Raw genomic sequence first — 13,727 nt, 5'->3', positions numbered from 1 at the left:
CCTCAGCGCTTCAACCCGTGCTCGATCGCCTCCACGATCCGCGGCCGCAGGTCCGCCACGCTGACGATCGCGTCCACCGAGCCGACCTCCACCGCGCGCTGGATGCTGTGCACGCGGTCGAACTCGGCGGCCACCTCGCCCAGCTTCTCGGCGCGCACGGACGACTGCACCTCCGCCAGCTCGGCCGCGCAGGCCGCGCGCTCGGCGCCGTTCAGCTCACCCAGCCGCGCCTGCAGCGAGGAGACCCGCGGGTCGTTAGCCGTGCGCGTGGTGACCTCGCCCGAGAACACCACCGCGGCGGCCGGTGCGCCGCCCAGCACGGAAGCGAAGGAGCCCTCCAGGGCGAGCACCGTCATGTTCGGGTTGAGCGCCTTGGAGAACACCACGAACGCCCCGCCGTGGTAGCGGGAGATCACGGTGAAGACGATCGGGCCGTCGAAGTTGACGATCGCGCGGCCGATCTCGGCGCCGTACTCCAGCTGGAGCTTGCGCATGGACTCCGGGGAGCCGTCGAAGCCCGACAGGTTCGCCAGCACCACCAGCGGACGGTTGCCGCTGGCGGAGTTGATGGCGCGGGCGGCCTTCTTGGACGAGCGCGGGAACAGGGTGCCCGCGGTGTAGGTGTCCGGGCCGTCGGTGGGCGGGAAGCCGCGGCGCGGCACCGAGCGCGACTCGATGCCGAGCAGGCACACGGGGTGCCCGCCGATGTGCACGTCCTGCACGGCCGCCGTGTCCGCGTCGGCCATGCCGGCCCAGCGCTCCAGCACCGGGTGGTCCTGGTCGGACAACGCGCGCATCACCGTGCGGATGTCGAACGGCTTCTTCCGGTCCGGGTTGTGCTCGGTCGAGAAGATCTGGCCCACCGTGGAGAAGTCGCTGCCGACGATCGCGTGCGGGAAGTCCGACACGTCGCGGTTCACCGGGTCCGATGTCGCGGCCGCGCGCGGGCCGGGTTCGCCCGGGACCACGTAGGTGTGGTCGTAGTGGGACATCAGCACGTCGCGCGCGCCCGCCAGGTTCGGCGCCCAGTACTGCGCCTGGCCGTTGGGGCCCATCACGCGGTCGTAGCCGCCGATGCCGAAGTTGTCCTCGGCCGACACGCCACCGGAGAAGTCGAGCGACTGCTTGCCCGTGAGCACCATCGCGGAATCCGGCGTCATGACCAGGATTCCCTTGGTGTGCATGAGCATCGTCGCTTCGGCGTTCCAGTACGGCTGTGCGCCGACGGTGATGCCGGCGACGACGATGTTGATCTCGCCGCCCGCCTGCGTGAACTCGACGATCCGCTTCAGTGCGGCCGCCACCCAGTCCATGTTCTCCACGCCGGAGTCCATGGAGATCTTGGCCCCGGCCGACAGCGCGAACCACTCCAGCGGCACCTGCATCCGCTCGGCGAGGTCCAGCGCGGCGATCACCCGCGCGCATTCCGGCTCCGCGAGCGCGCCGAGGGACTTCGTCGGGTCGCCCAGCAGCACCACGCGCTCGAGCCCCTCGGGCACCCGCGCGGTCGGCGTGGAGACGACACCCGCGACGATCCCGGCCTTGTTGCGGCCCTTCGGCCGGTCGACCGGCACCAGGGCACCGGCGTCGTCGAGGTCGTGCTCGGTGAACGTGCCCTCGCCGGCCAGCATGTCGGTGAGTTCGTACGGGTAGACGGTGTCGCGGCGAGCCGCGCGCAGCACCTTCTGGCGGTAGTCGTCCAGCGGCTGCACCGGTTCGCGCGAAGGCTCCCCGACTGTCAGCCGGACGCCGGAGCCGACCTCGTTGCGGATCGTCACCGCCAGCTCGGTCATCTCGCCCGTCTCCGGGTTGCGCCGCCGCGCCAGGAACTGGATCTCCTCCAGGCCCGCGCCCGCCGTCGACGGCAGCACCCGCTGGGCGAGCAGGTTCAGCTCGTCCATGGTGAGGTCGCTCGGCGGCCACACGTAGACGACGATCCGGTTGGTGTCGAAGCGTTTCCGGGCCGGGCGCTGCGCCTGCACGTTGCGGATCGCGTCGAGGCACGCGGCCAGCGTGTCCTCGGCCGCGGGCAGCGACACGAGCCGGCCGTCGGCCTCGCGCAGCGGCGTCAGGTCGCGCACCTGCGCCATCGCGACGAGGCGCTCGTCGGCCGGGTTGGCCTGCGCGACGCACTTGAACAGGTACACCTCTTCGTCGGCCGAAGGCAGGCGCGTGAGGTCGAACTCCTGCAGCCGTTCCAGCTGCATCCGCTCGGCCACGCGCGGGTGCAGGCCGCGGATCAGCCGGTCTTCCGCGAAGCCATCGGCGCCGCGGCGGAAAGTGAAGTGGTGGTGCATCACAGCTCCGCCGCCTCCGGCGACGGTGGTGGTGATGCGCGTGATCGCCTCCGGCAGCGGCTGCGCGGCGATGACCTCGCCCAGACGCGCGGCCATCGCGTCGGAGTCGGGCTGGTCGGCCCACGTCACGTAGATGTCGGCCACCGCGTAGGTGTCGGCGTCGCTCGCGAGCTCACCCGCGGCGTGGACGGCGGCGGGCAGCCGCGCGAAGTCCACGGCCGTGGTGACCACTCGCGCGGGCTCGGCGTGCTCCGCGGTGACGAACACACACTCGGCGACTTCGCGCCGTTCGATTTCGGACAGGCTCTTGTTGCCGTAGTAACGTCGGGTGAGAACTTCCAGCAGCGGCGCGGGATCCGTGCCCGGCCGGCCGATGCGCTGGCCGAGCAGCCGCACCAGCGGCTCGGAGCTCGACACCATGCCGGCGATGAGCTCCGCGCGGTCCGCCGCGTCCGGGTTGCGGTCGAGGTGCTTGAGGCTCTGGCGGACCTCGGCGTAGACCTCGGCGCGGGCGCGGCGCAGCAGCGGCTGGGCGAACCAGCGGAACACCACCCCGCGCGCGAAGTCGCTCACGGCGGGGTGACGCACCTGCGTGGCGGCCACGAGGTGCTCCAGCGCCAGGCCGGCCTCCTCGCGCAGGTCGCCGGTGGGCGGCGCCTCCGTGAGCCACTGCCGCAGCAGCGCCGTGACGATCGCGACGTCCGACGAAGCCCGTTGCTGGGCCAGGAAAATGCGGAAGACCGCCTCCTCCAGCTCCGGCGTGCGCTCCAGGTCGGCCACGCCGTAGTGGCCGAGCACGCGGCGCAGCCGGGCCTGGAACGTCTCGGGCAGCCCGGCGCGCTCCACGTCGAGGCTCTGCAGGTATGTGTGGAAGTACTCGCGGGCGCTGTGCACCGGGCTCGCCGGGCTGACGTCTTCGCCGGCCGGCTTGTTGCGCGTGAGCTCCGACAGGTCGGCGAACACGCCCAGCAGCTCCACCTCGCCCGCCAGCGGCCGGGTCGTACCTTGCTCAGCGCGCGCGGTGAGGTAGCCGGCGAGCGTGCGGCGCTGGTCGTGCGGGTCCACGTCGAATCCGAGCAACAGGCCGCGCAGGTCCTGCAGTCCGCGGGCCGCGCGGTCGGCGGCGGAGGTGGCCGTGGGCTCGGCGGGCAGCTCGATTTCCACGGTCTCGCCGGCGTCGGCGGTTTCCTCTGCCTCGTCCTCGTCGGCCAGCGGCTCGAGGCGCATCAGCGCGGCGCCGGTCTCGACCTGGCTGCCGACCGACACGGGCAGCTCCCGCACGCGAGCACGGAACGGCGCGCGCAGCACCGTCTCCATCTTCATGCTCTCCAGCACGAGGATCGGGGCGCCGATGTCCACCTCGTCGCCGATCGACAGCGGCGTCGCGACCACCAGCGCGGGCGCGGGGGAGCGGACGACACCGCCCTCGTCGCGGCTCACGCGGTGGGTGACGCCGTCGACCTCGACCAGGTGGATCGGGCCGTGCGTGGCGGCCACGAGGCGGAACCGCGTGCCGTTCACGGTGATCTGGCCGCTGTGGGAGTCGAAGCGCTCGATCTCGACGTCGGCCGGGTGCACGTCGCCGCCGCCGCTGATGCCGACGCGGAAGCGCTTCGGCCCGATGCGCGCCACGCTCACGCGATACGCGACGCCGCGCAGCTTCAGGTCGAGCGGACGGCCGCTCTCGAACTGCACCTGCGGACGGCCGCCGTGCGCGGTCGACAGCAGCCGGACGCGGGCGATCTCTTCCTCGTCCTCGTAGGCCTCGATGGCCGCGGCGGCGAGCGCGATCGCGGAATGCTTGCTAGTGACCAGGCGGCCTTCGGCGCGGACGCGGTCGATCCAGCCGGTGTCGGCGCTGGCGTCGATCACCTCGGGCTGGTCGAGCAGGTCGAGCACGAAACTCTTGTTGGTGGCGCCGCCCTCGATGATCACGGTCGTCTCGGACATCGCGCGACGCAGACGGGCGAGCGCCTGGTCGCGGTCGCGGCCGTAGGCGATGATCTTGGCGATCATCGAGTCGAAGTCGGCGGGGATCGTGTCGCCTTCGCTCACGCCGGTGTCGACGCGGATGCCCGGGCCGGCCGGCAGCAGCAGCCGCGCGATGTGTCCGGGCGACGGGGCGAAGTCGCGGTCGGGGTCCTCGGCGTTGAGCCGCGCCTCCACGGCGTGGCCGAGCTCGGCGGGCTGCTCGCCTTCGAGCTTGCCGCCCGACGCGACGTGCAGCTGCAGCCGCACCAGATCCGTGCCGGTGGTGATCTCCGTGATCGGGTGCTCCACCTGCAGGCGGGTGTTCACCTCGAGGAAGGCGAACAGCTTCTCGCCCGGGTGGTAGAGGAACTCGACGGTGCACGCGCCGCGGTAGCCGACCTTGACCGCGAGCCGCTCGGCCGAGGACTTCAGCTCGGCCGTCTGGTCCGGCGAGAGGACCGGCGACGACGACTCTTCGATGATCTTCTGGTTGCGCCGCTGGACGGAACAGTCGCGCACGCCCAGGGCCCACGCCGTCTCGCCGTCGGAGATCACCTGGACCTCGACGTGGCGGGCGCCCGTGACCAGGCGCTCCAGGAACACGATGCCGCTGCCGAACGCGCGCAGTGCCTCCTGGCTGGTGCGCTCGTAGGCGTCGGTGAGTTCGTCGGCCGAGGACACCTTGCGGATGCCGCGCCCGCCGCCGCCCGCGGTGGCCTTGAGCATGAGCGGGTAGCCGATCTTGTCACCGGCCGCCAGCGCGTCTTCGAGCGTCGCGACCTCGCCGCGGCTCCACGGCGCCACGGGGACGCCGACCTCCTCGGCGATCAGCTTCGCGCCGATCTTGTCACCGAGCCGGCGCATGGCCTCAGCGCTCGGCCCGATGAAGGTCACCCCCACCTTCTCGCACAGCTGGGCGAACGCCGGGTCCTCGGCGACGAAGCCCCAGCCGACCCACGCGGCGTCGGCCTTCGTCTCGACCAGGGCCTTCTCCAGCTTGGCGAGATCGAGGTACGGGCGCGCCGAGGCCGGCCCGAGCGAGTAGGCCACGTCGGCCTCCCGCACGAACGTCGCGGACCGATCCGCGTCCGTGTAGAGGGCGACCGTCTCGATCCGTGTACCGGTCTCCGCGGAAAGATCTCGGACAGCGTGGATCAACCGCATTGCGGCTTCCCCGCGGTTCACGATGGCGACACGACTGAACACCGGACTGAGCCTCCCAAGTACCCACGCGCAGCAGGCGACGTCCGTGTCCGGATCGTCGCCTGTCTTCGCTTACACCCTGCTCCCTTACCGGCGGGTACACCAATGTCGTGCATGGCGCATGCCGGAGCCGCTGCATTGTGGGAACCCGCCAAAAAGTTGCCCAGGCCACACCGCCGGGGACACGTTTCGCGCGAGGTCTGCCACAAACCACCCGATCAACGTACGGCGCGCGGACTGGGGAAACCGCGAGAGTGCGGAGCGTGGCCGAGGTTGTCGCCGGGACGGTGCGTGATCGTCACCGGTTGTTCAACCCTCCGATGTGGTTTGGCTCCGAATAGTTTGGCACCGTACTATTTTTCTGTGGATGGCCGCTTGAGGAGGTCGGGATGAATCAGCCGGTACTGGTCCGGGGTGGTGAAGCCGAGGTGCTGGGCGCCGCACCGAACCGGACGTGGCTGCTCGCGGACGCCGCCGACACCGGCGGCGTGATGAACGTGGTACGGACGACGCTGGGGCCGGGTGTGGACGGTCCGCCGCCGCACTTCCACCGGCTCGCGCCGGAGATGTTCTACCTGCTCGACGGTCGCCTTCGCGTCCTCGTCGGCGACGAGGTGGTGGTCTTGACCGCCGGCGACTACCTGCTCGTGCCTCCGGGTGTGGTGCACGCTTGGGCACCTTGGCCGAGTCCGGCGCTGACGTGCTGATCGTCAAGGCGCCGGGCGAGAACCGCTTCGACTACTTCCGCCTGGGCGACCGCATCCGGCGAGGTGCGGCGGATCCCGCGGAGGTCCTGGCCACGCAGGAGGAGTTCGACAACCACTTCACGGTGAGTCCGGTGTGGACGCGGCTCTTGGCGGGGGAGCCGGAGCGCGCTGCGGTGGTGGATTTTCCGGGAGGCGCGGTGGATTGGTCACCTGGTGGTATGGAGGATTGACGGGGTGTCTGCCGGTGCACTTCGCCTGCGGTGATGCCGGCGGTCTTGGGCTGTGGATTTCGGGCCTCGGGCTTCAGGCTTCGGGCCTCGGGAATCGGTCCTTGGGGTCCGGCCGGTGTGGCTCGGGCCTTCCGGGTTTGAGGCTCGGACATTGTGCTCGGACCTCGGGCTGTGAGTCTTGAACTTCTTGCCCGAGCGCGGTGTGGCCCCGAATCTCCGGGCTTCGGATTGCGGCGTGTGGGCTGCGGGGCGCTGGCCGGCGTGTGCTGAGCGGCAGACCTCGCTGCGGCGCTATCAGCCGGCCCGGCGGGCCGGCTGATAGCGCCGCGGGCAGGGCTGACGGTCGTGCGGGTGATGCTGCGTTCTCTCGGCTGAGCTGGGGCTCGTTATCGCGCGTTGGCTGAGGCCCGGACCGCGCTGTGGTGCGATCGGCCTGCCTGCCTGCCTGACTTGGCTGCACGGTGGTGCGGGCAAGGCTGCGGGCCGTGCGGGTGGTGCCGCGTTTCTTGGCCGAGTGGGCGCTCGCTATCGCGCGTTGGTCGAGGCCTGGACCTCGTCGTGGTGCGAGTGGCCTGCCTGTCTTAGCTGTCCGGTGGTGCGGGCAGGGCTGGGGGCTGTGCGGGTGGTGCCGCGTTTCTTGGCCGAGTTGCGGCTCGCTATCGCGCGTTGGCCGAGCCTCGGACCGCGCTGTGGCGCGATCGGCCCGCCTGCCTGACTTGGCCGCCCGGTGGTGCGCGCAGGGCTCCGGGCCGTGCCGGTGGTGCCGCGTTTTCTTGGCTGAGCTGGGCTCAGTAAGGCGCATTGACCGAGCTCCGGACCGCACTGTGGCGCGATCGGCCGGCCTGGCCGGCCGCGGACTGAGCGGAGTAGCGGGTTGACCCCCTCGGCCGAGGCTTTCCGCACATTTGTGTGCCGGCCGGTCCGGTTTCCCTCGTTTTCGACCGGTTGTCCAGTGACTCTTGACACACCTCGCCGGCCCCCTTACGTTCGCTGGTAATCGATTTCTCGAACGGTGGGATCGAGGGGGATGGGCGACGACGGCGTCGCGCTGGTCGAGCTGGCCGGCGTCAGCAAGACCTACGGCGGAGTGCGTGCAGTTCGTTCGGTGGATTTCACCGTGTGGGCGGGGGAGGTGCACGCGCTCCTCGGGGAGAACGGGGCGGGCAAGTCCACCCTGATGAAAGTTCTCTCCGGAGAGGTGGCCGCCGAGGAGGGGGTGATCCGGATCGGCGGGGTGCCGGTCCGGTTCGCCCGCCCGGCCGACGCGCAGCGGGCCGGCGTCGCGATGATCCACCAGGAGCTCGACCTCGTGCCGGCGCTTTCCGTGGCGGAGAACGTGTTCCTCGGCCGCGAGCCGCACACCCGTTACGGCGTGCTCGACCGCAAGCGGATGGTCCGCGCCACCCGGGCCCTGCTCGAACAGTCCGGTGTGGACCTCGACGCCACCATGCCGGTCGAGCGGTTGCGCACCGGCGAACAACAATTGGTGACAATCGCGAAAGCGCTGTCGCTGAACGCACAGATCCTGATCATGGACGAACCGACCTCGGCGCTTTCCCCCCGCGAAGTCGAGCGGTTGTTCACAGTGATCGACCAGTTGCGCACAGCCGGTGTGGCCCTGGTGTACATCTCCCACCGCATGGAAGAAATCGGACGTGTCGCGGACCGGGCGACGGTGCTGCGCAACGGCGAGGTCGTCGCCGAGTTCGCCGCGCGCGAGCTGACGGCGTCACAGGTCGCCGAAGCGATGGTGGGCCGGCCGGTGCAGCAGATGTTCACGACCGACACCAAGCCGTCCGAAGACGAACACGTTTTGGTGGTAGACGAACTTGTTGTCACACCGAAGGCGGGCCGCCGTGAACTCGCGGGGGTCAGCCTGAGTGTCGCCGCCGGTGAGATCGTCGGGGTCGCCGGGCTGCTCGGCTCAGGACGCACCGAACTCCTCGAAACCCTCTACGGCGCGTCCCCCGGAACCATCACCAGTGGCCGAATTCGGCTCAACGGTGGGGAATACCGGCCGCGATCCCCGCGAGACGCGCTCCGCAACGGCGTGGCCTTCGTCCCCGAGGACCGCCGGATCTCCGGGCTCTCGCTGGACCACTCGATCCTCGCCAACACCGTCCTCTCCGTCGTCGACGCCCTCGCCCGCTTCGGCATCGTCTCCGCCGGCCGAGAGCGCGAAACCGCGCACAACTCGGCCGAACAGCTCGATGTCAAACTTCGCACACTGGCCGACCCGGTCGGCGCGTTGTCCGGAGGTAATCAGCAAAAGGTGGTTCTCGGACGCGCTTTGCTCACAAAACCACAACTGCTGTTACTCGACGAACCAACCCGAGGAGTAGACGTCGGCGCGAAGGCCGAGATCTACCGGATCTTGGGAGAAGTCGCACAGACCGGGGTGGGAATCCTTCTCGCGTCGTCCGAACCAGCCGAGCTCGTGGGAGTCTGCGACCGCGTGGTGGTGCTACGCGGCGGCAAGACCGTGCACGAGCTTGACACCGCCCTCGCCGGCGAAGGCGAGCTGCTCGCCGCGTCGATGGGCGACGTCCGGTGACCGGCCGCAGGGTGCTCGCCACGCTGTTCCGGTTCCAGAGCGTCTTCGGGCTCGTCGTGGTGTTCGCCGCCGCGATCGTGTTCTCACCCTCGAACGACGGCGACCTCGTGTTCCTCGGCGCCGACAACCTGCTCAACGTCGTCCGCGCCATCTCCGAGATCGGCATCCTCGCCGTCGGCATGACGCTGGTGATCCTCGTCGGCGGCATCGACCTGTCCGTGGGCTCGGTGGTGGGCCTGGCGAGCGTCGGCATCGCCGAGCTGCTCACCACGAACGACTGGGCACTCGTCCCAGCCGTGCTCGCGATCCTCGCACTGGGCCTGGGTTTCGGCCTGGTCCAGGGGGTCGCGAGCGCACGGTTCCGCATCCAGTCGTTCATCGTCACCCTCGCCGGCATGCAGATCGCCCGCGGGCTCGCGCGCATGTGGTCCGGTGGCGAAGGCGTGTCGATCACCTACGGCGACGGCCCCGGCCAGGCGCCGGTCCCGTTCTCGCTGTTGGGGGAGCGGACGTTCAACGGCACCGTGCCGATCCCCGCGCTCATCTTCGTCGTGGTCGCCGCCCTCGCCATGGTGCTGCTGCGGGTGAGCGCCTTCTCCCGGCACATCTACGCGATCGGCGGCAACGAAAAGGCCGCGCGGCTCTCCGGCGTGCCCGTGGTGCGGGTGAAGGTGCTCGTGTTCGGCATCTGCGGCCTGCTCGCCGCGCTCGCCGGCATCGTCCACGCGGGACAGCTCAACTTCGGCGGACCCAACGACGGCAACGGCTACGAGCTCAACGCCATCGCCGCCGTCGTCATCGGCGGCACCAGCCTCTCGGGCGGGCGCGGGACCGTGCTAGGCACCGTGGCGGGCGCGCTGCTCGTCGGCGTGCTCGACAACATCCTCCAGCTCAACAACATCGACTCCAACGTGCAGCTGATCGTGGTCGGCGTGGTGATCGTGTTCGCCGCCGGACTGCAGCGACTGCGTCCGGGCCGCGCGCAGGCCGGGCCGTAGAGACGTTCGCCAGGGAAGAGGAGCTCACATGTCCACCACCACTCGCCGCGGGCTGGCGCTCGCGGTCGCGGGGGTCGCGTTCGTGGCCACGGCCTGCGGCACCACGCACGAGAACGCGCCCGGTGCGTCGTCCGGCGCCGGGCCCGCCACGCAGGCGTGCAAGGGGCCGGGCGGGAAGTTCACCATCGGCATGAGCCAGGCCAACCTCGGCGAGCCCTACCGCGTGCGCATGGACGACGACATCCGCAAGGCGGCCGCGTCGATCCCGCAGTTCACGGTCAACTTCGCCGACGCCGCGCAGGACAACTCGAAACAGGTGGAGCAGGTCAGCACGTTCCTCACGCAGAAGATCGACCTGCTGATCATCAGCCCCAACGAGGCGACGCCGCTCACCAGCGTCGTGAAGAAGGCCTACGACCAGGGCATTCCGGTGCTGGTGCTCGACCGCAAAGTGGACGGTGAGGCATACACGTCGTTCATCGGCGCGGACAATGTGGACATCGGGCGCCAGGCCGGCCAGTACTTCAAGCAGCACCTCCTGCCGCAGGGCGGGAAGATCGTGGAGCTGAAGGGCCTCGCGGGTTCGACGCCGGCGAAGGAACGCGCCGACGGCTTCAACGAGGGCATCGCGGGCTCGGGCATCACGATCGTCGGCACGGCCGACGCCGACTGGCTGCGCGACAAGGGCCAGCAGCAGGCCGACGCGCTGCTCAAGGCCCACCCCGACGCGCAGGCGATCTTCTCCGAGAACGACCCGATGGCCGAAGGCGCGCGGCTCGCCGCGCAGAACGCGGGCAAGGCGGCTCTGCCGATCGTCGGCATCGACGGGCTCCCGGTGCCGGAGGGTGGCATCAAGGCGGTGGAGGCCGGGCGGCTGTCGGCCACGTTCATCTACCCGACCGGCGGGGCGGAAGCCGTTGCCGCGGCCAAGAAACTGCTCGTCGACTGCGGGCAGGTCCAGAAGACGCAGACCCTGCAGACGCGGCTGATCACCAAGGACAACGCCACGCAGGTCTACGCCGAGTTGAACCAAGGCTCATGACGCGCATCGGGGTCATCGCGATCTCCGACGGTCGCGATCACGTGCACCGGCGCAACATCGGGTTCATCCGATCCAAAGTGGACTCGTTCATCACCGCTCTCACCGCCGCCGGCCACGACGTGATCAGCGGCGGGCTCGTGGCCACCAACACCACGGCGACCGCGGCCGCCCGGTCCGTCGCCGCGGCTTCGGTGGACGTGACGGTGTTCTACTACGCCGTCTGGAGCTTCCCGCACTTCACGATGCTGGCGGCCGACGCGACGACGACGCCGTTGCTGCTCGTCGCGTCCACCGATCCGGCGGAACCGGGGCTCGTCGGGATGCTCGCCGCGGGCGGCGCCCTGGACCAGCTCGGCCGCCGCCACACGCGGCTGTGGGGCGCGCCGGACGCCCCGGCGCTGGTCGACGACGTCGTCTTGCACGCGCGGGCTGCCGGCGCCGTGGCGTCGCTGCGCGGCTCGACGTTCGGGCGCTTCGGCGGGCGGCCGATGGGGATGAACACGGCCGTCGCGAACACGGACCAGTGGATGCGGCAATTCGGCGTGGACGTCGAGGAGATCGACCAGTACGAGCTCGTGCTGCGCGCGGAGAAGGCCGATGCCGTCGAGGCCGCGCGCGGGCGCGAGTGGCTGGAGCGGCTCGCGACCGTCCACTATGACGGGGAGAAGCTCACGCCTGCGTTGCTGGAGCGGCAGATCCAGGCGTACCTGGCCGTGCGGGATATCGCGGCCGAGCGGCACCTGGACTTCTCGGGCATCAAAGCCCAGCCTGAGCTCACGGAGAACTTCGCGACGATGGACGTGGCGGAGGCGCTGCTCAACGACCCGTACGACTGGAACGGGCCCAAGGCCGTCCACGTCACCGCCACGGAGTCCGATATGGACGGTGCGCTGACGATGCAGCTGATGCACCGCATCACGGGCACGCCGGTGCTGTTCGCGGACGTCCGGCACCACCATCCCAATCGCGACGTGTGGGATCTGTGCAATTCCGGACAACACGCGACGTGGTTCGCCGCCCGCAGCGACAATCCGGCGGAGAACCTCGGCCGGGTGCACCTGTATCCGTCGGTGTTCTTCTTTCCCGCCGGTGGCGCGTCCGTCGCGCACTTCGCGGCGCCCGGGCAGATGACCCTCGCGCGACTGACGCGGCTCGACGGCGCCTATCGGCTGCAGCTCGTGCTGGGCGAGTTCGAATGCTACGACGACGCGACGAACACGGCGTTGGCCGCTCGCTCCACACCGGAATGGCCGCACGCGTTCGCCCGGCTCGATGTCGAGGCGCCGGTGTTCCTGAGGGGATTCGGTGCCAACCACATCCACGCCGTCCCGGGCGACCGCCGGCGCGAGCTGCGCGTGGCGGCGGAGCTGCTCGGGGTGCGCGTGGAGGAGTGGACGCGCTGACCGCTTCCGGCCAACGGCGGCCGTGAGCGTGCGCGAGGAGTGACCATGCGCGGGTGAGACTTTTCGGCAGCACCTCGAACAGCTCCGCGTACCGCCCGAGCCGCGCCCCCGGTGCGCTCCGGCTGTGCACGAGACTGAGCAGGGCCGCCATCGCGGCCGCCACCATCAACGCGGGCACGGCGACTGTCAGGGGGTTTCGGCGATCAGCTGAACGACCGCCAGCGCCGGGAACCCGCACAGCCCCGCCGTGAGCAGCGGGAGCCGTTGCCGCGCTGTTGGATAAAGCCGGATCTGCATGGAGAACTCCACCGCTAGGACGGCGACCGTCAGTGGGGTTTCGGCGATCAGCGGGCCGATCGCCGGCGCCGCGAACCCGCACAGCCCCGCCGTGAGCAGTGGACGCCGTTGCCGCACGGCCGGATAAAGCCGGGCCTGCACGGAGGACCCCAGCGCCTGCACGGCGACTGTCTGGGGGTTTCGGCGATCAGCTGATCGACCGCCGGCGCCGGGAACCCGTGCAGCCCCGTCGCGGGCAGCGGAGGCCGTTGCCGCACGGCCGGATAAAGCCGGGCCTGCACGGAGAAGCCCAGTGCCAGCACGGCGAGCAGCACGATCGCCGACGTCCGCCCGTCCGCGGCCAATACACCTTCCTCCTCCTCCTCCTTCTCCTCCTCCGCCGCCGCCGCCGCGACGGCCGCCCCGCCGAGCAGCCCCGTGAGGAACTGCTCGGCCCGCACCACCTCGCGTACACCGCGCGCCGCTGCGGCTGGGGTTCATCGCGCACGAGGTCGGCCGTGGTCTGCGGCAACGCGGGCGCCGGGACCCGCCCGAGCCGCGCGACCAGTGGTCCGGACAAGGGCGAGAAAACCAGAACCACGCCCGCTGCCGAAGCCGCGGCGCCGGCGGCGGCGCCGGCGCCGCCCGTCGCGTGCCACGCGGCGGCCCCGCCGTGGACGCTCGCCATGAGCGCCCCCCACGAACACCGGCACCCGGCTCGGCCACGGCCACCAGCGCCACCAGCGACGCCACCGGCACGGCCGCGCACCCCGCGAGCACCTGCGGCGGACCGAAAGCGAGGGCATCGCCGAACAGTCCCGGACACGCGCCCGCCGCGGACGTCGGCGGCGCCCCGGCCAGGGCCAGCGCGCCCGCGGCGAAGGCGAGCGGCAGTCCGGCGGACGCGAGCGCGGTACGCGCGCCGGAATCACCCAGCGCGCGCGACAGCACCGTGGCCGCCGCGAGCAGCACCACCACCCCACCGGCCGTCCGCGCGGCCGCGCTGACCGCCGGCCACAGCGCAGCCCGGCGACCCGCGGCACCAC

The 13,727-nt window shown here is 70.8% G+C and carries 8 protein-coding genes and 1 pseudogene; 7 read left to right on the top strand and 2 right to left on the bottom strand.

Annotated features, from left to right (window positions below; all coding sequences use genetic code 11):
- Nucleotides 1-2: 2 nt before the first annotated feature.
- Nucleotides 3-5,474: a biotin carboxylase N-terminal domain-containing protein gene (locus tag AB0383_RS47295; protein WP_366191053.1), complete on the bottom strand. Its 5,472-nt coding sequence runs from the start codon at nt 5,472-5,474 to the stop codon at nt 3-5.
- A gap of 386 nt (nt 5,475-5,860) precedes the next feature.
- On the opposite strand from AB0383_RS47295, the gene AB0383_RS47290 reads away from it, so the two are divergent.
- From AB0383_RS47290 to AB0383_RS47265, 6 genes are all read left to right on the top strand, one after another.
- Complete coding sequence (locus AB0383_RS47290) at nt 5,861-6,178, top strand: cupin domain-containing protein (protein ID WP_366191050.1); 318 nt, start codon at nt 5,861-5,863, stop codon at nt 6,176-6,178.
- Nucleotides 6,151-6,408: a hypothetical protein gene (locus AB0383_RS47285; protein ID WP_366191048.1), complete on the top strand. Its 258-nt coding sequence runs from the start codon at nt 6,151-6,153 to the stop codon at nt 6,406-6,408. Before AB0383_RS47290 ends, AB0383_RS47285 begins: the two co-directional genes overlap by 28 nt.
- 1,027 nt (nt 6,409-7,435) lie before the next feature.
- Nucleotides 7,436-8,962, top strand: a complete 1,527-nt coding sequence (locus AB0383_RS47280; protein ID WP_366191046.1) for a sugar ABC transporter ATP-binding protein — start codon at nt 7,436-7,438, stop codon at nt 8,960-8,962.
- The gene (locus tag AB0383_RS47275; protein WP_366191044.1) at nt 8,959-9,960 is read left to right on the top strand and encodes an ABC transporter permease; all 1,002 of its coding nucleotides are present in this window, start codon (nt 8,959-8,961) and stop codon (nt 9,958-9,960) included. The genes AB0383_RS47280 and AB0383_RS47275 overlap by 4 nt, the downstream gene beginning before the upstream one ends.
- Nucleotides 9,961-9,988: 28 nt before the next feature.
- The gene (locus AB0383_RS47270) at nt 9,989-11,002 is read left to right on the top strand and encodes a substrate-binding domain-containing protein (protein ID WP_364189024.1); all 1,014 of its coding nucleotides are present in this window, start codon (nt 9,989-9,991) and stop codon (nt 11,000-11,002) included.
- Nucleotides 10,999-12,405, top strand: a complete 1,407-nt coding sequence (locus tag AB0383_RS47265) for an L-fucose/L-arabinose isomerase family protein (protein ID WP_366191041.1) — start codon at nt 10,999-11,001, stop codon at nt 12,403-12,405. The genes AB0383_RS47270 and AB0383_RS47265 overlap by 4 nt, the downstream gene beginning before the upstream one ends.
- A 186-nt stretch (nt 12,406-12,591) precedes the next feature.
- Here the strand turns inward: AB0383_RS47265 and AB0383_RS47260 are convergent, their stop codons facing one another.
- Nucleotides 12,592-12,864 (bottom strand): hypothetical protein, encoded by a 273-nt coding sequence (locus tag AB0383_RS47260; RefSeq protein WP_366191039.1) that lies wholly within the window; start codon nt 12,862-12,864, stop codon nt 12,592-12,594.
- A 490-nt stretch (nt 12,865-13,354) separates the two neighbouring features.
- On the opposite strand from AB0383_RS47260, the pseudogene AB0383_RS47255 reads away from it, so the two are divergent.
- Nucleotides 13,355-13,727: pseudogene (locus tag AB0383_RS47255) on the top strand (hypothetical protein); the annotation flags it as partial.

Source organism: Amycolatopsis sp. NPDC051373 (genome assembly GCF_040689465.1).
Classification (GTDB): Bacteria; Actinomycetota; Actinomycetes; order Mycobacteriales; family Pseudonocardiaceae; genus Amycolatopsis.
This window is presented reverse-complemented; position numbering and strand designations above follow the sequence as displayed.

What these genes read in the sequence shown, in the direction of transcription:
- AB0383_RS47265 (WP_366191041.1), top strand. Translation starts at nt 10,999, where the DNA reads ATGACGCGCATCGGGGTCATCGCGATCTCCGACGGTCGCGATCACGTG.
- AB0383_RS47280 (WP_366191046.1), top strand. Translation starts at nt 7,436, where the DNA reads ATGGGCGACGACGGCGTCGCGCTGGTCGAGCTGGCCGGCGTCAGCAAG.
- AB0383_RS47290 (WP_366191050.1), top strand. Translation starts at nt 5,861, where the DNA reads ATGAATCAGCCGGTACTGGTCCGGGGTGGTGAAGCCGAGGTGCTGGGC.
- AB0383_RS47270 (WP_364189024.1), top strand. Translation starts at nt 9,989, where the DNA reads ATGTCCACCACCACTCGCCGCGGGCTGGCGCTCGCGGTCGCGGGGGTC.